Origin of the sequence: Nocardia sp. NPDC058666, from assembly GCF_042714895.1 — a bacterium.
Lineage (GTDB): Bacteria > Actinomycetota > Actinomycetes > Mycobacteriales > Mycobacteriaceae > Nocardia.
Genome location: NZ_JBHXRY010000002.1, coordinates 248,808 through 269,525, shown reverse-complemented (window position 1 = coordinate 269,525; position 20,718 = coordinate 248,808). Strand labels below are relative to the sequence as shown.

Below are 20,718 nucleotides of genomic sequence, written 5' to 3'. Positions count from 1 at the left end.
GCCGGTATATAACTACAGCTATGGAACGACACGCGGAAAACGACGGCGAGGGCGCGCCGCCTTCGATGGCGCGCACCTCGTTGCTGCGTGAACTGCCCGCCACTCAGCGCGGCCTGCGGACGCGGGCCGCGCTGATCGCGGCCGGGCGCACTGTGTTCGAACGGATGGGGTACCTCGACACCCGGCTGATCGACATCACCCAGGAAGCCAACTGCTCGTCGGGCACCTTCTACACCTACTTCGCGGGCAAGGAAGAGATCTTCGCGGCGATCCTCGAACACGCCCAGGAAGACATGATGCACCCCGGGATGCCGCATGTGACCGGCGACGACGACCCCGCGGCGATCATCGAAGCGGCCAATCTCGCCTACTTCCAGGCGTACGCGCGCAACGCGAAACTGATGGCTCTGCTCGAGCAGGTCTCGCACATCGATCCCGAGTTCGGGAAGCTGCGGCAGAAGCGCGCCGACGCGTTCATCGGGCGCAACGCGCGGGGCATCGCGGACCTGCAGCGGCGTGGGCTGGCCGATGCCGATCTGGACCCGTTGCTGACGTCGCGGGCGCTGTCGGGGATGGTCAGCCGGATGGCGTTCAACTACTTCGTCGCCGATGACGGCCGGGTGGACGGCAAGGAATTGCCGATGGAAGAAGTTGTCCACACCGTGTCCCGGCTGTGGGCGAACGCGCTGCGCATGCCCTGAAACGCAAGAAACCCCTACACCAGAATCTGGTGCAGGGGTTGACGTGTGGCCAGAGCCGGGATCGAACCGGCGACCTACCGCTTTTCAGGCGGTCGCTCGTACCAACTGAGCTACCTGGCCGGGAAGTACCGGATTGCTCTGGTACCACTTGCGACCCTGACGGGACTCGAACCCGCGACCTCCGCCGTGACAGGGCGGCGCGCTAACCAACTGCGCTACAGGGCCATGCTTTTGTACCTCTGTACAGTCCGAAGACTGTACCCCCTACGGGATTCGAACCCGCGCTACCGCCTTGAAAGGGCGGCGTCCTAGGCCGCTAGACGAAGGGGGCTCGTTCCGAATTTCTTCGGGGCGGCTTCAACGTTTCCGTTGGGAGCTCGCATAGCTTATGACAGGTCCACACAGAGTTCCAAATCGGCTGGTCAAGCGCTCAAACCGAGGTCTTCCAGGCGTGCTTGTTCGCGCCAGCCCTCGGTCCGGAAGTTCTGGATCCACACCGGGGTGGCCATGGCCTCCACGATAACCTCCAGCACCTCGGCGAACCGGGCACGCAGATCGGCGGCGGAACCGTTGGCGATCGGGTCGACCAGGTAGCGCTGCCCCGCCAACGCCGCGGACAGCGTGCGGGTGAAGCGGTCGGGGTCGGCGTCGGGGCGCAGCTGGCCGTCGGTGATGGCCCGCACCGCGAGCACCCGGGTGGCCCGGCCGACGATGCGACCGCCGCCGTTGCCGGTGTCGCGATGGAAGTCGGGCTCGATCACCAGGCGGTACTCGGCCTGCACGATGGTGTCGTGCTCGAGGCGCAGCGCGATCTCGTCGACCATGCCGTGCAGCACGTCCAACGGGCCCAGGTCAGCGCGTGCGAGCCAGCGCTCGGCGCAGACCCGGTAGCGGTCGACGGCGGTCTCCAACACCGCGCGCGCCAGATCTTCCTTCGAGTCGAAGTGGAAGTACATCGCCCCCTTGGTGGCCCGTGAACCCTCCAGAATGCGGTTCAGCGAGGCCGCGGCGTAGCCGCTCTTGCCGAACTCGACGGCCGCGGATTTGATGATCGCCGCGCGCGTGCGGCGCGCCCGCTCTTGCTGACGTGCCATGCTCGAAACGCCTCCGAACCTTCTCGTCGCCCACGATCAATACCGACCGTCGGCGCGAATTGTGGTTTCTACCCCTTTGCCGAGAGTTCGCGCACCCATCGCGAACAACCCGGCACTGCGTACCTTCGGTGAATTCTCTCCACGCCTGCACCGACACCGGGACCACGGAAAACGCAGCACCGGTGATTGTTTCGATATTCACCAGGCAATCACCGTACCCGCATTCACTGGGCGACATGCGGCGAATGGAGCACCTATCCGAACATCCGGTCCGGTTATCCGGATCGGCAAATGCGGTGCAACCGAAATGCTTGCGTTCGCTACGAATTCCACACGCGCGCAGCACGGTTGACCGTCGCGCACCGTGGACGGAGTCGGCCCGCCGGCCACCCGCTTCGGACCGCTGCACCCTTGTCACACCCCTGCTCTTCGAAAGATGTTGCGATACAACAGCATTCGTACACTATCCGCAAGCTCGACCCCCAACGGCACTGAGCACCAGGCGTTTACCGTCGCATCGTCGCGTCGGCATGCCCCGTTACCGACCACCACCAGCGGCAATCGGCCGCCGCCACCCGCGCGGGGGGCCGCTATTGGGTGTCGGGGCACAGTGTCCGCTAGACTCCGCTGCGCGCCCCTTTAGCTCAGTTGGTAGAGCTGGTGACTTTTAATCACTAGGTCGTAGGTTCGAGTCCTACAGGGGGCACCACAAGCTCGACCGTGACCACCGTCACGACAGCGACATCCACGCGGCGCGGCAGGCCCCGGCGACACTGCCGCAGGCGGCGCGTACAGCGGCAACGACCCCTCCGAGCAGCCGCTACGAACTGTTCATCTACCAGCAGCTAACGCCGACAGCCCCACGGCGATACTCCCTATGTTGCGAGCGAAACGCCTAGACTCGTCAGCACAACCATCGGTCCTACTGATCAGTAGTGACGTAGCTCAACATCGATGGAAAATCGCTCTGTTGCGTTTCGCATCACACCTACGGTGCCGTAAGGTATGGCCGCATCGCGACGTTCGACCGCAAGCACGACAGCGAAGGGTTTTTACATGGCAAGGGATCTGACTCAACTCGAACTGCTCACGGAGTTGGAATCGGTTGCCGAAGAAAACGTCAACCGGCACATGTCGCTGGCCAAAGAGTGGCATCCGCACGACTACGTCCCGTGGGACGAGGGCCGCAACTTCGCCGCCATGGGCGGCATCGACTGGGATCCTGAGCAGTCCAAGCTCAGCGAGGTCGCCAAGGCGGCCATGATCACCAACCTGCTCACCGAGGACAACCTCCCGTCCTACCACCGTGAGATCGCCGAGAACTTCTCGCAGGACGGCGCCTGGGGCACCTGGGTCGGTCGCTGGACCGCCGAGGAGAACCGCCACGGCATCGTGATGCGCGACTACCTCGTGGTCACCCGCGGCGTGGACCCGGTCGCCCTCGAAGAGGCGCGCATGATCCACATGACCAACGGCTTCGCCTCCCCCGCCGAGGTCGACGCCGGGTTCCTGCACTCGGTCGCCTACGTGACCTTCCAGGAACTGGCCACTCGCGTGAGCCACCGCAACACCGGCAAGGTGTGCGACGACCCGATCGCGGACCGCATGCTGCAGCGCGTGGCCGCCGACGAGAACCTGCACATGATCTTCTACCGCAACCTCTGTGGCGCGGCGCTGGATCTGTCGCCCGACCAGGCGATCGAAGCGATCTCGTTGATCGTGGAGAACTTCCAGATGCCCGGCGCGGGCATGCCGAACTTCCGTCGCAACGGCGTGTTGATGGCCAAGCACGGCATCTACGACCTGCGTCAGCACCTGGAAGAGGTCGTGCAGCCGGTGCTGAAGAAGTGGAACATCTTCGAGCGCACCGACTTCACCGCCCGCGGCGAGGCCACTCGTGAGCGCCTGGCCGGCTTCCTGGAGAAGCTGGGCGAGGACGTGCTCAAGTTCGAGGAGCAGCGCGACAAGATGCTCGCTCGCGAAGCCAAGAAGCGCGAAATGGCAAGCGTCTAAAGGTCTTTCCACGAAAAAGCCGCCCACCGTTCGCAGGTGGGCGGCTTTTTTGTTGGTTACTACTTGAGCGGGAGGGTGCCGTCGGCGCTGCCCACGTCGGCGATCTGCCAGTTCTTGCCGCTGTCGACGGTGATGTTGTAGGTCACCGTGTTGCGCAGGCCGTCGGGGTTCTGGGCGTTGGTGGTGCTCACGTCGACGAACGCGGCCACCTTGTAGACGCCGTCCTCGTGCGACAGCACCTTCGCGGTGATCGGGGTCGCGCTCGAGGTCCACTTCAGCGGGACGATGATCTGCTCGAGCTTGGCGCCGGTGGCGTCGAACTTGGCCGACAGTTCCGGCGAGGTACCCGCCTTGAGCTTGCCGACCCAGGCGTTGACGTCGGTGTAGTTCAGGCTGGCCGAGCCCACCGAGTAGTCCAGCGCGATCTGTTCGGCCTTCGCGTTGTCGGCGGCCTGGTCCCGCATGTCGGTGACCTCCGAACGCGCCGAACCCAGCAGCACACCGAGCACCACCGCGACGATGGCCAGCACGGCGATCGCGGCGCCGCCGACCAGCGAGGAAACGCGCACGGCGACGGTGCCCTTCGCGGGGGTTTTCGTCAGGTCGGGGGCGTCTGCCATGGTCTTCTCCGATTACGTGGGAACAGCGCATCGCCGGAGGCGGCGAGGCCAGCGGGGTCAAGGCTACTGAGTTCGCGGGCGATACCCGTACTCGTAGTAACAGGTAAAAGCGGCGCGAAGGCCGTGATGGCGGTCATGACCCGGGCAAAGGCATCGGTGCGCGAGATCGATCACATCGGGGCAGATGAGAGAATGGCAGACGTGACTACGACGATGCCCAAGGCGCCTACGGGCTTGCGGATCGGGCCCTTTCCGGTCGATCCGCCGGTGGTGCTCGCGCCGATGGCGGGCATCACCAACCGTGCCTTCCGACGACTGTGCCGCGAATTCGGCAGCCCGACCTCGATCTACGTGTGCGAGATGATCACCGCCCGCGCGGTGGTCGAGCGCAACGAGAAGACGCTGCACATGATGTCGTTCGACGCCGACGAGCATCCGCGCTCGATGCAGCTGTACGGCGTGGACCCCAAGACGCTGGGCGAGGCCGTGCGGATCATCGTGGGCGAGGGCTGGGCCGATCACATCGACCTCAACCTCGGCTGCCCGGTGCGCAAGGTGACCAAGCTCGGCGGCGGTTCCGCGCTGCCCTACAAGCGCAGGCTGTTCGCCAATATCGTGCGCGAGATGGTGGCCGCGGCCGAACCGGCGGGCGTGCCGGTGACCTTCAAATTCCGCATCGGCATCGACGACGAGCACCACACCTACCTCGACACCGGCCGCATCGCCGAAGCCGAGGGCGCGGCCGCGGTGGCCCTGCACGCGCGCACCGCCGCGCAGCTCTACTCGGGTGCCGCGGACTGGTCGGCGATCTCTCGCCTGAAGGAAGCCGTCACCTCGATCCCGGTGCTGGGCAACGGCGACATCTTCACCGCCGACGACGCCTTGAAGATGATGAACGAAACCGGTTGCGACGGTGTGGTTGTCGGCCGCGGCTGCCTCGGACGGCCCTGGCTGTTCGCCGAACTCAGCGCGGCCTTACGCGGCGAACCGATCCCCGAGGGGCCCACGCTGGGCCGTGTCGGCGAGATCCTGGTGCGCCACGCCACCCTGCTCACCGAGCACGACGGCGAGGACAAGGCCATGCGCGATATTCGCAAGCACATGGCCTGGTACCTGATGGGGTTCCCGGTCGGCTCGCAGCTGCGCCGCAGCTTCGCCACGGTGTCGCGGCTGTCGCAGATCGAGGAATTGGTCGGTCAGCTCGACCCGTCTGTGCCGTTCCCCACCGACGCGCTGGGACCGCGCGGACGGCAGGGTTCGCCGCAGACCAAGGTCACGCTGCCCGACGGCTGGCTCGACGATCCCGAGGACGACACCGTCCCGTCCGCGGCCGATGTGATGCACAGCGGCGGCTGATGAGGCATAACGGCGGCTGATCGCGAGTCGACATCAATTCGTAAGCCGACGCTGTTTCGCCCGTCGGTGAGCCCTCGACCAGGCCTTTCCTTAGCCGATCGAAGGTTCCAATCCAGATTGTCCGCGATTCCCCAGTGCACTGGAGTGGCCACTCGTGGCGGAATCGTTATCATTGCGGGATCGCTCGACTCCGGTTCGATCGGGGCCGGGCGATACGCGCAGGCTGCGCCAGATAGAGAAGTGAGGTTCGTTGGTGGGTGACGATCGGCGCGGGCGCACGCCCCGGCCCGGGAATCGTGCCCCCTGGGAGCGGTACTCGACGGGAGAGCCCACAGAACAACCGGACACCGGCGCACGCCGTTCCCGGCACGCGGACGCGACCCCCGAACCCGGCTCGGCACCGCTGACGGTGGCCGACCTGGTCAACCGGGTCGACAGCGAACGCACCAAGCGCAGCAGACGCGCCCCCGACACCACCGCCGATCCTCGTGCGGCCCGCCGGGCCCCCGAAGCGGCCGACCCGAGCTCACGAGCAGGCCGCCGCGCCCGCGAACAGGCACCGCGCCCCACCCCGCGTTCGGACATCGGCCCGCGCACCGACGGCTCCCCCGTCGTCGACGACATCGCGGGCGTCGCACCGCATCGCGCGGAATCGCCCGCCGACCGCACCGCGACCACCGCACTGCCCGCACAGGCCAACGCACCGAAACGCCCCCCGGCCCCCGCGCGCCGCACCGCCGACGCCCTCGATCCGCCCACCGACATCCTGCCCGCGGTCACCGCCGCCGCACCCACCCGCGCCAAGTCCGCCGCGCCGCGCCGTTCCGAGCCGCGACCGGGCACCGGCGGCCGACGCACCAAGCAGGCCAGAATGGCAGGCCGCGTCACGCTGACCTTCATCGCCGTGCTGACCCTGGTCATCACCGGCGGCGGCTGGAGTTACCTGCAGGCCACCGGCAACAGCTTCACCCAGGTCGACGCACTGGGCGGCGGCGCCACCGGTGACGTCCTCGACGGCGACATGCAGCTGGGCGACGAGAACTACCTCATCGTGGGCACCGACACCAGAGCGGGCGTCAACGCCGATATGGGCGCGGGCGACGCCAAGGACACCGAAGGCGCGCGCGCCGACACCGCGATGCTGGTGCACATCCCCAAGAACCGTTCGCGCGTGGTGGTCGTGTCGTTCCCGCGCGACCTCGACGTCACCCGGCCGGTCTGCGCGGGTTGGGACAACGAGAAGGCCGCCTACACCGACCAGAAGTTCCCCTCGGCCATGGGCGACAAGCTCAATGCCGTCTACGCGCTGGGCGGGCCGAAGTGCCTGGTCGACGTGGTGCGCAAGATGTCGGGCCTGACCATCGGCCACTTCATCGGCATCGACTTCGCCGGCTTCGAGGCCATGGTCGACGAGATCGGCGGCGTCGAGGTGTGCTCGACCAAGCCGATCATCGACGGCGTGCTCGGCCCGGTGCTGGAAAGCTCGGGCAAGCAACGCGTCAACGGCGAGACGGCACTGAACTATGTGCGCGCGCGCCACGTGGCCGGTGAGGAACGCAGCGACTACGACCGGATCAACCGGCAGCAGCGGTTCCTCGCGTCACTGTTGCGCGGGGCGTTGTCGAGCAAGGTGCTGTTCGATCCGGGCAAGCTCAACGGGTTCATCCAGGCGTTCACCGCCCACACCTTCGTGGACAAGGTCACCCCGCAGGACCTGCTGCTGCTGGGCCGATCGCTGCAGAAGATGGACGCGGGCGCCGTGACCTTCCTGACCATCCCGACCGCGGGCACCACCAACTACGGCAACGAGATCCCGCGCACCGCCGACATCAACGCGATCTTCCGCGCGGTCATCGACGACCAGCCGCTGCCCGGCGAGACCAAGGCGCCCGAAGTCGAGAGCTCCGCGCCCTCGCCCGCACCGACCGCGCCCACGCAGTACGCGGTCGCACCGGGCACGATGTCGCTGCTGGTGTCCAACGGTTCGGGCACGGTCGGCCTGGCCAAGACCGTGGCCTCCAAGCTCAGCTACCAGGGCTTCGGGATCTACAACACCGGCAACTACTCCGGCGGCACCACCCCGACCTCCACGATCCGCTTCGCCCCCGGCCTGGAAGCCGAGGCCGCCACCGTGGCCAGCACCATCCCCGGTGCCGTGCTGGAACAGACCAACGAGCTGGGCAGCATCATCGAAGTGGTGGTCGGCTCCGATTTCGGCGGCACCGTGCGCACGGTGACACCGGTGGGCTCACAGCTGCCGAACGTACCGATGGGCCAGCCGCACAGCGCGGGTCCGATCGCGCTGCCGTCGGACCTCGAGCACATGAACGCCGCCGACGACACCTGCAAGTAAGCCCACACCGCTGACCTGCCACGACACTGCCACACGGCATTAACCCTGTGTTGGGTGACAGGTATGCCCGTACCCACTAGGGTCAGCAATTATGCGTGTCATCTACAACGAGCAAATGGCCGACCTCGCCAACCTCCTCGGCGAGATGGCCGGTCTCGCTGGCCAGGCCATGGAGCAGGCCACTCAATCACTGCTGCAGGCCGATCTGGGCCTGGCCGAGCAGGTCATCGGCGAGCAGGATCGGATCTCGGTGATGATCAGCGAGGCCGAGGAGAAGGCCTTCGCGCTGCTGGCCCTGCAGGCACCCGTCGCGGGCGACCTGCGACAGGTCGTGAGCGCCATCCAGATCGTCGCCGACGTCAACCGGATGGGTGCGCTGGCGCTGCACGTGGCCAAGGTGACGCGTCGCCGCCACCCCAACCACGCGCTGCCCGAGTCGGTCAACGGCTACTTCGCCGAGATGGGCCGCATCGCGGTCAACATGGGCGCCGGCGCCAAAGAGGTACTCGAGACCCGCGACCCCGAGCGCGCCGCCCAGCTCAACCAGGACGACGAGGCGATGGACGACCTCCACCGCCACCTGTTCACCCTGCTGATGGACCGTGACTGGACCTACGGCGTGGGCCCGGCCGTGGACGTGACCCTGCTCGGCCGCTACTACGAGCGCTTCGCCGACCACGCCGTGGAGATCGGCCGCCGCGTGATCTTCCTCGTCACCGGCGTCCTGCCCGCCGACGAGGACCTCGAAACCAGCTGACAGACAACGACTTTGCCCCCGCCCTCTGTGCGGGGGCTTTTTCGTGCCGCCAACGAGAAAAGCCCCCGCACTCCTTCGAGAAGGAGGCGAGGGCTTTCCGCGATGACTCTTAACCGAAGCGGCCCGAGATGTAGTCCTCGGTGGCGCGCTGGGTGGGGTTGGAGAAGATCTTCTCGGTGTCGTCGATCTCGATCAGACGGCCGGGCTTGCCCTGCGCCTCGAGGTTGAAGAAACCGGTCTGGTCACTCACGCGCGCGGCCTGCTGCATGTTGTGGGTGACGATGACGATCGTGAACTCTTTCTTGAGCTCGGTGATCAGGTCCTCGATCGCCAGCGTGGAGATCGGGTCGAGCGCCGAACACGGCTCGTCCATCAGCAGCACGTCGGGCGAGACCGCGATCGCGCGGGCGATGCACAGACGCTGCTGCTGACCACCCGAGAGGCTGCCACCGGGCTTGTCGAGACGGTCCTTGACCTCGTTCCAGAGGTTGGCGCCCTTGAGCGAGCGCTCGGCGACCTCGTCGAGTTCCTTCTTGTTGCGCACACCCTGCAGCTTGAGCCCGGCCACCACGTTGTCCTTGATCGACATGGTGGGGAACGGGTTCGGGCGCTGGAACACCATGCCGATGGTGCGACGCACGCCGACCGGGTCGATCGAGGAGCTGTAGATGTCCTCGCCGTCGAGCAGCACGGCACCTTCGACACGGGCGTTCGGGGTCACCTCGTGCATGCGGTTCAGCGAACGCAGCACGGTGGACTTGCCACAGCCGGAGGGGCCGATGAAGGCGGTGACGCTGCGCGGCAGCACGGTCAGTTCCACATTCGCCACGGCGTGGAAGCTGCCGTAATAGATGTTGAGATCTTTGACGTCGATCCGCTTGGCCATGAGGAGTATTCCGTTCGCTTCTATCGGTTCCGGGTGAGCAGCTTGTTGACGCCGGCGGCAGCCAGGTACAGCGCCGCGATCATCAGGATCAGCGTGAGCGCCGCACCCCAGACACGTTCGCGGCCCGCGGCCTCCGGGTTGGCCAGCTCTTGGTAGATCAACAGCGGCAGCGAAGCCATATTGCCGTCGAAGATGTTCTGGTTGATCGACTTGGAGTAGCCGACCAGCACGAGCACCGGCGCGGTCTCACCCATCACGCGGGCGACCGACAGCAGAATGCCGGAGATCATGCCGGGCGCGGCGGTGGGGATGACGATCCGCAGAATGGTCTTCCACTTCGGCACACCGAGCGCGTACGACGCCTCACGCAGCTCGTCGGGCACGAGCTTGAGCATTTCCTCGGTGCTGCGCACGACCACCGGCAGCATCAGCAGCACCAGCGCCAGGGAGACGGCGAAGGAGCTCTGCGGCATGCCCAGCGTGGCGATCCACAGGGCGAAGATGAACAGCGCGGCGACGATCGAGGGGACACCGGCGAGGATGTCGACCATGAAGGTGGTCACCTTGGCCAGGCGTCCGCGGCCGTATTCGACCAGGTAGACCGCGCCCATGATGCCCAGCGGCACCGCGATGACGGAGGCGACCAACGCCTGCACGATGGTGCCGTAGATGGCGTGGTAGACACCGCCGCCGGTCTGCTCGGGCAGGATGCCCTTCTGCGAGTTGAACCACCAGTCGGAGCTGATGATCGCGGTGAAACCCTTGCTCACGACCAGCCCGAGCACCCACACCAGGGGGATCAGCGCGATGAGGAAGCACAGGGTCACCAGGCCGGTGGCGATGTTGTTCTTGATCCGCCTGCCGGTACTGACGTGCCGGAAAGTCGGCGCCTTGAGCGGCTTGTCCAGGGTCGTCGTGGTGGTCATCAGCCGTTCACCTTTCCACCGGAGGCCAGGCGGGCCAGCGCGTTGACCACGAAGGTCAGCGCGAACAGAACGAAACCGGCGGCGATGTAGGCACCGGTGGGCAGCGGTGAACTGAACTCCGAAGCCGCCGAGGCGATCTTGGAGGCGAAGGTGTAGCCGCCGTCGAACAGCGACCAGTTACCCGCGTTGCTCGCGGTGCGCAGCACGACCAGCACGGCGATCGTCTCACCGAGCGCACGGCCCAGACCCAGCATGGAACCGGCGATCACACCACTGCGGCCGTACGGCAGCACAGTCATGCGAACGACTTCCCACTTCGTGGCGCCCAGCGCCTGCGCGGCCTCGATGTGCGCGCGCGGGGTGAGCGCGAAGACCTCGCGGGCCACCGAGGTGATGATCGGCAGGATCATCACCGCGAGCACGACACCGGCGGTGAAGATGGTGCCGCCACCGGCGATCGAGACGTTGCCGTCGGCGAACAGGAAGAACCAGCCCAGGTTGCTGTTGAGGAATTCCTGCACCGGCGCGATCTGCGGCGCCAGCACGAGGAAGCCCCACAGACCGAACACGATGGACGGCACCGCGGCGAGCAAGTCGATCAACATCGTGAACGGCTTGCCCAGCCGCGACGGCGCGTAATGCGTGAGGAACAGCGCGATGCCGACGCCGATCGGCACCGCGACGATCAGTGCGAACACCGAGCTCAAGACCGTGACCATGAACAGGTCGCGGATACCGAAACGGAGATTGTTGGCATCGCCGGTCGAGAACTCGGTGCTGGTGAAGAAGTTGGCGTTGTCGGCCATGAGCGAGGGGACCGCGCGGATCAGCAGGAACAGCGCGATCAACGCGATCGCCGCGACGATCGTCGCGCCGGCCGCGGTGGCCGTCCAGCGGAAGATCGTCTCGGCGTCGAATCGTCCGGGACGACCCCCGTCGGGGGCCTTGTCGAATGTCGGTTCGGTCGGCATATTCGCAGTATCTCCGGCCGCCCGTGGGCTCGTCGAATCCGACGAGCCCACCGCGGTCACCTCAGGGTTCATGGTCATTGCCTATAGAGCGATCAGGAGATGGCGTTGATCGCGGTGGTGAGCTTGGTCTTGAACGCGTCGGGCAGCGGAACGTAGCCGGCCTCGGTCAGACCGTTCTGGCCGTTGGTCACCGCCGAGGTCAGGAACGCCTTGACGGCCTTACCGGTCTCGGCATCGGCGTACTTGGAGCACACGACCTCGTAGGTGGCCATGACGATCGGGTACGAACCGGCGACGGTCGGCTTGTAGAACGAGCTGGTGTCCAGGATCAGGTCGTTGCCCTCACCCTTGACCTTCACACCGTCGATGGCCTTGGCCGCGGTCTCGGCCGACAGCTTGACCGGGTCCTTGCTCGCGGAGGTGATGATCTGCGAGATGGACAGGTTCTGCGCCTTGGCGAAGGACCACTCGTTGTAGGTGATCGAGTTCTTGGTGCTCTTGATCGCGGCCGAGGTGCCCTCGTTGCCCTTGGCGCCTTCGCCGACGCCACCGTTGAAGGTCTTGCCGCCGCCCTTGCCCCACGCGCCGTCCGAGGCCGCGTCGAGGTAGAGCTGGAAGTTGTCGGTGGTGCCCGACTCGTCGGAGCGGAAGATCACGGCGATCTTCTCGGCAGGCAGCTTCGCGTTCGGGTTCAGCGCCTTGATCTCCGGGGCATCCCAGGTGGCGACGGAGCCGTTGAACACCTTGGCGGCGGTCGGGCCGTCGAGCACCAGGTCGGACACGCCGTCGATGTTGTAGGTGATGGCGATCGGGCCGAAGACGGTCGGCAGGTTCCACGCCGGGGCGCCACAACGCTCCGCGGCCTTGGCCGGCTCTTCCTTCTTCGAGCTCAGCGCCGAGTCGGAGCCACCGAAGTCGGTCTGGTTACCGATGAACTCGTTGACGCCCGCGCCCGAGCCGGACGAGGTGTAGTTGAGGGTGAAGCCGTCGCAGTTGGCCTCGTAGGCGGCGACGAAACGCTCCATGGCGTTCTTCTGCGACGAGGCACCCGACGCCTTGAGCGCCTTCTTGCCACCGCAGGCAACGCTGGTGTTGGCGGCGTTGCTCGCATCGCCGGTGCTGTTCTCGTCACTGCCACAGGCGGCCAGGGTCATGGCGCCCGCGGCGAGAACGCCGACCAGGGCACTGGTGCGCTTGAAGTTCACTTTTCCTCCGACAATGCTGGGGTGTCTCACTCGGTCCCTCACCGGCCCGAGTGAGGCTGGGTAGTGCTCGCGGTTCCTGATGGAACGCGCGCACCAGGCGACGACTGTGCCGCCCAGAAGTAACCTAAGGTCGTCCGGTTGACAGTTGGCCCGACGTGGGTTAACGGAGAATGAACACGTCGGCGCAAACCGGGCGCGGGCTGTGACGTTTGCCCCAGTTTTACCCGCCCGTACCCGGTCATCCTCGCGATATTCGCCTGACGCACCAGAATTCATCTGGCATGTGAGGTGCCTCGCATCAGGGCAGTGCGCACGTGATCAGGGCAGTGCGTACGCCACGTCGACGTGTGAGGGCGCGAAGCCGAGCTTGGTGTAGGTGTGCACGGCGGCGGTGTTGTCGGCTTCGGTGTAGAGCAGGACTTCCGTCGAACCGGTGGCCTGGAGGTGGCGCAGGCCGGCCAACGTGAGCAGTCGGCCCAGGCCCCGACCCTGTGCGGACGGGTCGATACCGACCACGTAGACCTCGCCCGCCGGGGCGGCGTCGGGGTGCTGTTTGGTCCAGTGGAAGCCGAGCAGACGGGACGGATCGGCGACGTCGAAGGCCAGGAACAGGCCTGCCGGTTCGAACCAGGATTCCGCGCGTCGGGCGGCGATATCGCGCGCGGTCCAGCCGCCCTGTTCGGGATGCCAGGCGAAGGCGGCGTTGTTCACGCGCAGGATCTCGAGGTCGTCGATGGGGCCCGCGTACGTGCGCACGATGAGGTTTTCGGGCAGCTCGAGTTCCGGTAGCTGTGGTGTTGCCAGCGAGCGCCGCATCTGCCACAGTTCGCGGGCCGTGCTCAGCTCGAGACCGGTTGCCAGCTTCTTCGCGGCGGGCAGGTCACCGTGTGCCCAGACTCGCGCACCCGACCCGCCCTCGGTCAAAGCCGCGCGGACCAGGTCGGTACCGATGCCGGTGCGGCGCGCGGTCGGGTCGACGGCTACTTCGGCCATCGCGGGGTGATCATCATGTGCGGCAACGAGATTGGCGTAGCCGACGAGTTCGCCCGCGCGTTCGGCGAGCAGATGCCTGGTCGAGGAATCCGCGTCGGCCAGCGACAACACGGCCTGCTCGGACACCGCCGCGACGCCGTCTTCGACCTTCGCGCGCTCGAGCAGCGCGCGCACTCGACTCGCCGTCGCGGGTTCGATCTGCTCGGTCCAGGTCAGAGTTGCCGACTGCGGCATCGCGTCCTCCTCGATAGCGGTAGTAACTACCGCACGGTCCCCCCGGAGGCTACTCGGCCGCGCGCCACCACGCTGTGGCCCCGGCTGGAGGGCTACTGCGCGGAGCCGTTGACCGGGGCGTACGACTCGTCGCCGTCGAGATCCTCGTCGACGAAGGTCACCGGCGCGGCCTCGCCCTTGGGGGCTCGGGCCGGGCGCACGGCCTTGTAGCCGACATTGCGCACGGTGCCGATCAGCGACTCGTACTCGGTGCCCAGCTTGGCGCGCAGGCGTCGCACGTGCACGTCGACGGTGCGGGTGCCGCCGAAGAAGTCGTACCCCCACACCTCCTGCAGCAGCTGCGCGCGGGTGAAGACCCGGCCCGCGTGCTGCGCGAGGTACTTCAGCAGCTCGAATTCCTTGTAGGTGAGGTCGAGCGGGCGACCACGCAGCCGCGCGGTGTAGGTGCCCTCGTCGATCACCAGCTCACCCAGGGTGATCTTGCCGGTGTTCTCCGGGCTCGCGACACCACCGTTGCGTCCGACCAGCAGCCGCAGCCGAGCGTCGAGTTCGGCGGGGCCGGTGCCGGGCAGCAGGATGTCGTCCAGGCCCCAATCGGCGTTGACGGCCACCAGACCGCCTTCGGTGAGCACCGCGACCACCGGCACCGAGGATCCGGTGCTGCCGAGCAGTCGGCACAGACCGCGCGCACCGGCGAGGTCGATCCTGGCGTCGACCAGCGCGACGTCGGCGCTGCTCGCTTCCAGCAGAGACGACACCTCGGTCGGCGCGGGCCGGACGTTGTGCGCCAGCAGCGACAACGACGGCAGCACCGCGTCGGGGTTGGGGTCGGAAGTCAACAGGAGCAGCTCCATGGGGCTCTCCTCCTATTCTCGTTGCTTCGCGGCCGACAGCTGCCGCGCAGCTACGTCGCCGAAACACAGGTCAATTCAGCAGCAACATTAGCCCCTGTACGGCCACGACCTCGCAACACGGCGTCGCTTTTGTGACATTCTCGGTCGCTCCCGATGTCTCGAGGGCGGTGCCAGCCGCTAGTCTGCCTCTTATGCGCAAGCTGATCATCGGGCTTCTCTGCCTGGCCGGTTCGGCGGTGGTCATCGATTTCGGCGCCGCCGCCTACACCGAGTACCACGTCTCCCGTCAACTGCGGGCAGGCGCGGATCTGTCCGCCGATCCCGAGGTCACGTTCCACGGCTTCCCGTTCGCCGTCCAGGCGATGAACAACCGCTTCGACGACGTGACGATCCGCGCGCGCGGCGTGCGCCCCGACATCCCCGGCGAGATCGGCATCGAAGCCGAACTCCAAGGGCTGCATGCCCCTACGAGCCAACTGCTGGACGGCGCGGCCCGCAATGTGCAGGTCGATCGCATCGACGCGAAGATGCACATCGAGCCCACCGAGCTCGGCAAACTGTTCGGCATTCCCGACCTGCAGGTGCACACCCGGCCCGCCGACAAGTCCGACGGCACCGGCGGTTCCGGCGGTTCGGGCATGACCACCGCGGGCGGCCTGGTGCTCACCGGCACGCTGTCCACCGCGCCCAACGGTCGCGTCCTGAGCGCGAACGTGGTCCCCACCGGCAACAGCACCAAGGTGCCCGTGCAGGTGCAGGCCGATCTGTTCCTCGTCGGCGATCAGGTCCGCATCCAGGCCACCGGCTTCTACCGCGACAAGAGCAGCGGCCCGACCGACACCACCGCCGCGACCAAGTCCGAGATCTCCGACGAAGATCGCGCCGCGGTGCTCGAGCGGTTCAGCCGTACCATCGATACCAAGGAGTTGCCGTTCGGTGTCGCACCGTCGGAGGTGTCGGCGCTGGGCGGTCAGATCGTCGTCGAGGGTGTGGGCCGCAACGTCACCATCGACCTGGACAGATTGCAGCATCCGTGATCGAGATCGTCATCCTCGCCGTCGTCCTCGCGACCGCCGTCGCGTTGGGCTTGTTCCTGTCCCGCAGGCAGGGTCAGGTCCGCCCCGCCACGCTCGACGCGGACACCGGGCAGCGCACCCGACTGCTCGACGCCGCCGGCGTCACCGGCGCGGCCCCCGCGGTCCTGCACTTCTCCGCCGACTGGTGCGGCCCGTGTGATGCCGTCCGACGTGTGGTCGCGTCCGTCACCGACGAGCTGTCCGATTCCCCGAACGCCCCGCGCGATATCGAGATCGACATCGACGCCGATCCAGCGCTGGCCCGCGAGCTCAACGTGCTCTCGCTGCCGACGACCTTCGTCTTCGACGCCGAAGGAAAAGAACGTTTCCGCATCTCAGGTGTGCCGAAGGCGGGCGATCTTCGCACCGCCCTCGAACCCCTGACAGTGTGATCCAGCCCCCTATCCAGGGGCCCCGAGACATTCCCCGGGAAGACCGGGTAAACTATCCAACGTGCAAACCGACCACGAGCTGATGCTCACCCGACGCCGCACAGTTGACCTGTGTCGCCTCGGTGGTTGTTGCTGCCTGTGCTGCTGATCGGTCGGCTTTTTCTCTCCCGAGATTTCTGACGTCGACCTGTGCCCGCCGTGCGAGTGATCTTCACGATCCCCCGGCGAACAGGCAGATCCCCCTTGACTCAGCTTCAAGCGCAGGAGTTCGCACAATGACCCCTTCCGATTCCCCACCTCGCGTCGATGTCCGCGGGCCACGTTTCGTGGCCTGGGTGACCACCGCCGTGCTGGTGCTCGTCCTGCTCGTCGCCACCGTGTCGACCACCGCCGCCGCCGTCCTGATCGGCGCGCAGGCCGTGGTTTTCGCGATCGGCGCGGCTCTGGGCCCCGCAAAGGGCCCCTACGGCCGGATCTACGCCGCGTTCATCGCGCCGCGTAACGGCCCTACCACCGAGACCGAGCCCGTCCCGCCGCTGCGTTTCGCGCAGGCGCTGGGCTTCGCGTTCGCCGGTGTCTCCCTGCTGGGCTTCGCGCTCGGCTCCTCGATCGTCGGCGCGGTGTTCGCCGGCTTCGCCCTGTTCGCGGCGTTCTTGAACGCGGCGTTCGGGGTCTGCCTGGGCTGCCAGATCTACCCCCTGGTCGCCCGCTTCCGCCGGACCACCCCATCCCCGGCACCGAACTGACTCCCCTGCACGTCTGTTGAAAGGAACAACATGGCTCGCTCCGATGTCCTGGTCTCCGTTGACTGGGCCGAAGAGAACCTCAACGCCCCCGGCATCGTCTTCGTCGAGGTCGACGAGGACACCTCCGCCTACGAAGGTGGCCACATCGAAGGCGCCATCCGCCTCGACTGGAAGGCTGACCTGCAGGATCAGGTCAACCGCGACTTCGTGAACCAGGAGCAGTTCTCCGACCTGCTGTCGGCTCGCGGCATCAGCAACGACGACACCGTCGTGCTGTACGGCGGCAACAACAACTGGTTCGCCGCGTACGCGTACTGGTACTTCAAGCTGTACGGCCACAACGACGTCAAGCTGCTCGACGGCGGTCGCAAGAAGTGGGAGCTCGACGGTCGTCCGCTCTCGCGTGACGCGGTCTCACGCCCGGCCACCCAGTACAAGGCCGCCGCTCCCGACCTGAGCATCCGCGCGTTCCGTGACGAGGTCATCGCGGCCATCGGCACCAAGAACCTGGTCGACGTGCGCAGCCCCGACGAGTTCTCGGGCAAGATCCTCGCGCCCGCGCACCTGCCGCAGGAGCAGAGCCAGCGTCCCGGCCACATCCCGTCGGCGATCAACGTGCCGTGGAGCAAGGCTGCCAACGAAGACGGCACCTTCCGCAGCGACGCCGACCTGGCCGAGCTGTACAAGGCCGCGGGCCTGGACGGCGAGAAGGAAACCATCGCCTACTGCCGCATCGGCGAGCGTTCCTCGCACACCTGGTTCGTGCTGCAGGAGCTGCTGGGCCACCAGAACGTCAAGAACTACGACGGCAGCTGGACCGAATACGGTTCGCTCGTCGGAGCACCTATCGAGTTGGGAGCGTAATCAATATGTGTGCAGCACCTACCCAGGGTCAGGCCATCCCCGCCGGCGTCGACGTGGAGAAGGAAACGGTCATCTCCGGCCGTGTACTGAGCACCGACGGCCAGCCCGTCGGCGGCGCGTTCGTGCGTCTGCTGGACGGCAACGGTGACTTCACCGCCGAGGTCGTCGCCTCGGGCACCGGCGATTTCCGTTTCTTCGCCGCACCGGGTTCGTGGACCCTGCGCGCGCTGAGCTCGTCGGGCAACGGCTCCGCCGAGATCTGCCCCGAAGGCGCGGGCATCCACTCCGTCGACGTAGCCGTCGCGAAGTAAAGAAGCTCACAACGGCCCTGGTAGTTCCTGTGCGGGAACTGCCGGGGCCGTTTTCGTATCTTGCCCCCGGAGTCGCTAGACTTCGGTTGTGGTCCTCTTCTTCGAAGTACTCCTGGTGGCCGTGTCGATTCTCATCGGCTGGTTCGGCCTTTACGTCTTCTACCGCTTGTTCACCGAGTCATGAGCGGGCTCGCTAGCGAAGGTTCCGATCCGGCCGAGCAAGCGAGTACTGAATCAGCCGCGGCGCAACGACGCAGCGGTGACGAGGCCGTAGAAGTAGCCGCGGAACGCGCGAAAGCCACTGGCGCCCGAAACATTTCGGTGCTGCCAGACCTTCCGCTGCCCGAAGACACGGCGAACCTGCGCCAAGGCCCCGACCTCAACCACGCCATGCTGGCCCTGATCCCCCTGGTGGGTGTGTGGCGCGGCGAAGGCGAAGGCCACCACCCCACCGAGGGCGGCTACGCCTTCGGCCAGCAGATCATCGTCTCCCACGACGGCGGCGAATACCTGACCTGGCAATCCCAGACCTGGAAACTCGACAGCGAAGGCGCCTACGAGGGCCCCGACCTGCGCGAAAGCGGTTTCTGGCGGGTCGCCGGCGAGAGCTCCGAAGACGAAATGATCGAACTGTTGCTCACCCACAGCAACGGCGTCATCGAGCTCTACTACGGCAAGGCCCGCAACCAGTCCTCCTGGGAACTGGCCACCGACGTCTCCATCCGTACCCAGTCCGGCGCGGTAGTCGGCGGCGCGAAACGCCTCTACGGCATCGTCGACAACGGCGACCTGGCCTACGTAGAAGAACGAGTAGACCCCGACGGCGACCTCGTCCCCCGCCTGTCCGCGCGCCTGCAGCGCTACGTCGGCTGAGAATCGTCCACCGGCCCGTCCAGATCCCTGGGCGGGCCTTTTTGGTCCGGAAATGGTGCGACCCCCGAGCCATTCCGTCTGGACGACGAACCCGGTTGGATCATCCGGGGGCTCGGGGGTCGGGTGACTGCTTGGGATTCACTCTCAGCTTCGCTGGGGGCATCCCGCAGTGAAGCTGCTAGCGAGCAGCCACCTCACGCATCCGTTGAACATACATTCCTCAGACCACCTCCTCTCTTGTGTACTGAAGAATCTAACCCCCACCGCCACGCCCCGCAATTGATTTAATCGCCGCGCTGACCTGCGAATTCATCCTTGCGTCGCCGAGGCACCCGATCTCGAGGAGCGACTTGCGCTTCGCGGGAGCCGAGGATGTCGGCACGGAGCGAGCAGGCTACGCGAACACTTCCGCCAGGGAATCAGCGGTCAGCACGCGCCTCGCCCACAAATGAAGTTCGTCAGCATCGGCCACCTGGACCCGCTGCGCCATCGCGCTCGGCAACGGACCGAACTTGGCAGTCAGCATCTCGACCAGCATCTCGACGCGGCCTTCCGCGCGCCCACGCGCTTCCCCTCGCGCTTCCAGCCGTTCCGCTGTAGTCATCACAACTTCCTTCGCTCGAGGACCGAGTCGATCGGTCAAGGGCTGCAGATCAGTGACGCCCACATCGCCGACGATGAACAGATACGTCACCAAAATGTCGAACTCGCGGACACCCGAAGGCCCATCCAGCAGCGCCCGTAGCTCGTCAACCACCTCCATGATATCCGAGCCGAGGTGGGGATTACCTGGTCCGATCTTGTGCATGATCAACATCAGCTGCGCCGCCGGGGTCAACTCGCGCGCACGCAAGGCCGCGACATCCAGCGGGGCGACGTCATCGAGAAGGAACTCGAACCGTGGCAGGTACCGGTAGAGCGGGTCACGGGTGACGTCATCGAGGTCGATCAGATCGCTGAGCTGGGTGGGAGCGGTCCAGCGCAGACCGGTGTGGGTGCTGTGCACCACCAGCGGAAGAACGAATGGCAGCACCTCCGGCTTGGGATGCTCGTCCAGGTGCCGACGCCAAATATTGACCACGTAACCGAGCATCCGGAATGCCATCAGCTGGTCACTGCACGACTGGTGCTCGATCAAAATGTAGATGTAGGCGCCTCGGCCGTCGATCGTGGTCCGGTAGAGAACGTCGCTGTACAGCGAGCGAAGATCCTCGGTGATGAAACTGCCCGGCACCAACACCATCCCGTCGAGATCGATGCGAGCGGCGAGTTCCGCATCGATGTTGACCCGGATCTCACTGGCCGCGTCGGCCGCACGACTGAGGACCTGACGCGCGTAGGCATCGTGCGGATTCGACGGCTTCTTGGTCATAGCGGAAAGCTACCGCCTGGGTCCGACACCGCGCCAATCAGATCATGTTGCGCGACAACGATGCTCAACTCCGCACAGGGCTTTCAGCCTTGCCGGACATGACACCAGCGGCCATCCTCGA

The 20,718-nt window shown here is 66.3% G+C and carries 20 protein-coding genes and 4 tRNA genes; 12 read left to right on the top strand and 12 right to left on the bottom strand.

What is annotated here, in order from left to right:
• The first annotated feature begins 20 nt into the window (after positions 1-20).
• Positions 21-701, top strand: coding sequence for a TetR/AcrR family transcriptional regulator (locus tag ACFWVD_RS07870; RefSeq protein ID WP_379241251.1), 681 nt, complete (start codon positions 21-23; stop codon positions 699-701).
• A gap of 46 nt (positions 702-747) precedes the next feature.
• Here ACFWVD_RS07870 and ACFWVD_RS07865 read toward each other — a convergent pair.
• The 4 genes from ACFWVD_RS07865 to ACFWVD_RS07850 form a co-directional block, all read right to left on the bottom strand.
• Positions 748-821, bottom strand: a tRNA-Phe gene (locus ACFWVD_RS07865).
• Between the two features lie 31 nt (positions 822-852).
• Positions 853-926: transfer RNA gene (locus ACFWVD_RS07860), tRNA-Asp, on the bottom strand.
• 33 nt (positions 927-959) lie between these two features.
• Positions 960-1,032, bottom strand: a tRNA-Glu gene (locus ACFWVD_RS07855).
• A 91-nt stretch (positions 1,033-1,123) separates the two neighbouring features.
• Positions 1,124-1,795 carry a TetR family transcriptional regulator gene (locus tag ACFWVD_RS07850; RefSeq protein WP_379241250.1) on the bottom strand — a complete coding sequence of 224 codons (672 nt, stop codon included), beginning with the start codon at positions 1,793-1,795 and terminating at the stop codon, positions 1,124-1,126.
• 633 nt (positions 1,796-2,428) lie between these two features.
• Between ACFWVD_RS07850 and ACFWVD_RS07845 the strand changes: the two genes are divergently transcribed.
• A tRNA-Lys gene (locus ACFWVD_RS07845) sits at positions 2,429-2,504 on the top strand.
• Between the two features lie 347 nt (positions 2,505-2,851).
• Positions 2,852-3,808 carry an acyl-ACP desaturase gene (locus ACFWVD_RS07840; protein WP_379241248.1) on the top strand — a complete coding sequence of 319 codons (957 nt, stop codon included), beginning with the start codon at positions 2,852-2,854 and terminating at the stop codon, positions 3,806-3,808.
• A 59-nt stretch (positions 3,809-3,867) separates the two neighbouring features.
• On the opposite strand, the gene ACFWVD_RS07835 is transcribed toward ACFWVD_RS07840, so the two are convergent.
• Complete coding sequence (locus tag ACFWVD_RS07835) at positions 3,868-4,428, bottom strand: hypothetical protein (protein WP_379241247.1); 561 nt, start codon at positions 4,426-4,428, stop codon at positions 3,868-3,870.
• Between the two features lie 192 nt (positions 4,429-4,620).
• On the opposite strand from ACFWVD_RS07835, the gene dusB reads away from it, so the two are divergent.
• The 3 genes from dusB (at position 4,621) to phoU (ending at position 8,894) form a co-directional block, all read left to right on the top strand.
• The gene (gene dusB / locus ACFWVD_RS07830) at positions 4,621-5,784 is read left to right on the top strand and encodes a tRNA dihydrouridine synthase DusB (RefSeq protein ID WP_379241246.1); all 1,164 of its coding nucleotides are present in this window, start codon (positions 4,621-4,623) and stop codon (positions 5,782-5,784) included.
• Positions 5,785-6,037: 253 nt separating this feature from the next.
• Positions 6,038-8,137, top strand: a complete 2,100-nt coding sequence (locus ACFWVD_RS07825) for an LCP family protein (protein WP_379241245.1) — start codon at positions 6,038-6,040, stop codon at positions 8,135-8,137.
• 91 nt (positions 8,138-8,228) lie between these two features.
• The gene (gene phoU, locus ACFWVD_RS07820) at positions 8,229-8,894 is read left to right on the top strand and encodes a phosphate signaling complex protein PhoU (RefSeq protein WP_379241244.1); all 666 of its coding nucleotides are present in this window, start codon (positions 8,229-8,231) and stop codon (positions 8,892-8,894) included.
• 109 nt (positions 8,895-9,003) lie between these two features.
• On the opposite strand, the gene pstB is transcribed toward phoU, so the two are convergent.
• From pstB to ACFWVD_RS07790, 6 genes are all read right to left on the bottom strand, one after another.
• Entirely contained in the window at positions 9,004-9,780 is a 777-nt protein-coding gene (gene pstB, locus ACFWVD_RS07815) for a phosphate ABC transporter ATP-binding protein PstB (protein WP_378910261.1), read from the bottom strand.
• Between the two features lie 20 nt (positions 9,781-9,800).
• A complete protein-coding gene (gene pstA, locus ACFWVD_RS07810) occupies positions 9,801-10,706 on the bottom strand; it encodes a phosphate ABC transporter permease PstA (protein ID WP_379241243.1) in 906 nt (301 codons plus the stop codon).
• Positions 10,706-11,677, bottom strand: coding sequence for a phosphate ABC transporter permease subunit PstC (pstC, locus tag ACFWVD_RS07805; protein ID WP_379241242.1), 972 nt, complete (start codon positions 11,675-11,677; stop codon positions 10,706-10,708). Before pstC ends, pstA begins: the two co-directional genes overlap by 1 nt.
• 92 nt (positions 11,678-11,769) lie before the next feature.
• Positions 11,770-12,882 carry a phosphate ABC transporter substrate-binding protein PstS gene (gene pstS / locus ACFWVD_RS07800; protein ID WP_379241241.1) on the bottom strand — a complete coding sequence of 371 codons (1,113 nt, stop codon included), beginning with the start codon at positions 12,880-12,882 and terminating at the stop codon, positions 11,770-11,772.
• A gap of 318 nt (positions 12,883-13,200) precedes the next feature.
• Positions 13,201-14,109 carry a mycothiol synthase gene (gene mshD, locus ACFWVD_RS07795; protein WP_379241240.1) on the bottom strand — a complete coding sequence of 303 codons (909 nt, stop codon included), beginning with the start codon at positions 14,107-14,109 and terminating at the stop codon, positions 13,201-13,203.
• 92 nt (positions 14,110-14,201) lie between these two features.
• A complete protein-coding gene (locus ACFWVD_RS07790; RefSeq protein WP_379241239.1) occupies positions 14,202-14,963 on the bottom strand; it encodes a winged-helix domain-containing protein in 762 nt (253 codons plus the stop codon).
• A 191-nt stretch (positions 14,964-15,154) separates the two neighbouring features.
• Here ACFWVD_RS07790 and ACFWVD_RS07785 point away from each other — a divergent pair, with 191 nt between their 5' ends.
• From ACFWVD_RS07785 to ACFWVD_RS07760, 6 genes are all read left to right on the top strand, one after another.
• Positions 15,155-16,000: an LmeA family phospholipid-binding protein gene (locus tag ACFWVD_RS07785; RefSeq protein ID WP_379241238.1), complete on the top strand. Its 846-nt coding sequence runs from the start codon at positions 15,155-15,157 to the stop codon at positions 15,998-16,000.
• Positions 15,997-16,431, top strand: coding sequence for a thioredoxin family protein (locus ACFWVD_RS07780; RefSeq protein ID WP_379241237.1), 435 nt, complete (start codon positions 15,997-15,999; stop codon positions 16,429-16,431). Before ACFWVD_RS07785 ends, ACFWVD_RS07780 begins: the two co-directional genes overlap by 4 nt.
• A gap of 275 nt (positions 16,432-16,706) precedes the next feature.
• Entirely contained in the window at positions 16,707-17,177 is a 471-nt protein-coding gene (locus ACFWVD_RS07775) for a DUF4395 domain-containing protein (protein WP_379241236.1), read from the top strand.
• 30 nt (positions 17,178-17,207) lie between these two features.
• Entirely contained in the window at positions 17,208-18,041 is an 834-nt protein-coding gene (locus tag ACFWVD_RS07770; protein WP_379241235.1) for a sulfurtransferase, read from the top strand.
• A gap of 5 nt (positions 18,042-18,046) precedes the next feature.
• Complete coding sequence (locus ACFWVD_RS07765) at positions 18,047-18,352, top strand: DUF1416 domain-containing protein (protein ID WP_379241234.1); 306 nt, start codon at positions 18,047-18,049, stop codon at positions 18,350-18,352.
• 180 nt (positions 18,353-18,532) lie between these two features.
• Complete coding sequence (locus tag ACFWVD_RS07760) at positions 18,533-19,225, top strand: FABP family protein (RefSeq protein WP_379241233.1); 693 nt, start codon at positions 18,533-18,535, stop codon at positions 19,223-19,225.
• Between the two features lie 394 nt (positions 19,226-19,619).
• Here the strand turns inward: ACFWVD_RS07760 and ACFWVD_RS07755 are convergent, their stop codons facing one another.
• Positions 19,620-20,597, bottom strand: coding sequence for an Rpn family recombination-promoting nuclease/putative transposase (locus ACFWVD_RS07755; RefSeq protein WP_379241232.1), 978 nt, complete (start codon positions 20,595-20,597; stop codon positions 19,620-19,622).
• Positions 20,598-20,718: the final 121 nt, after the last annotated feature.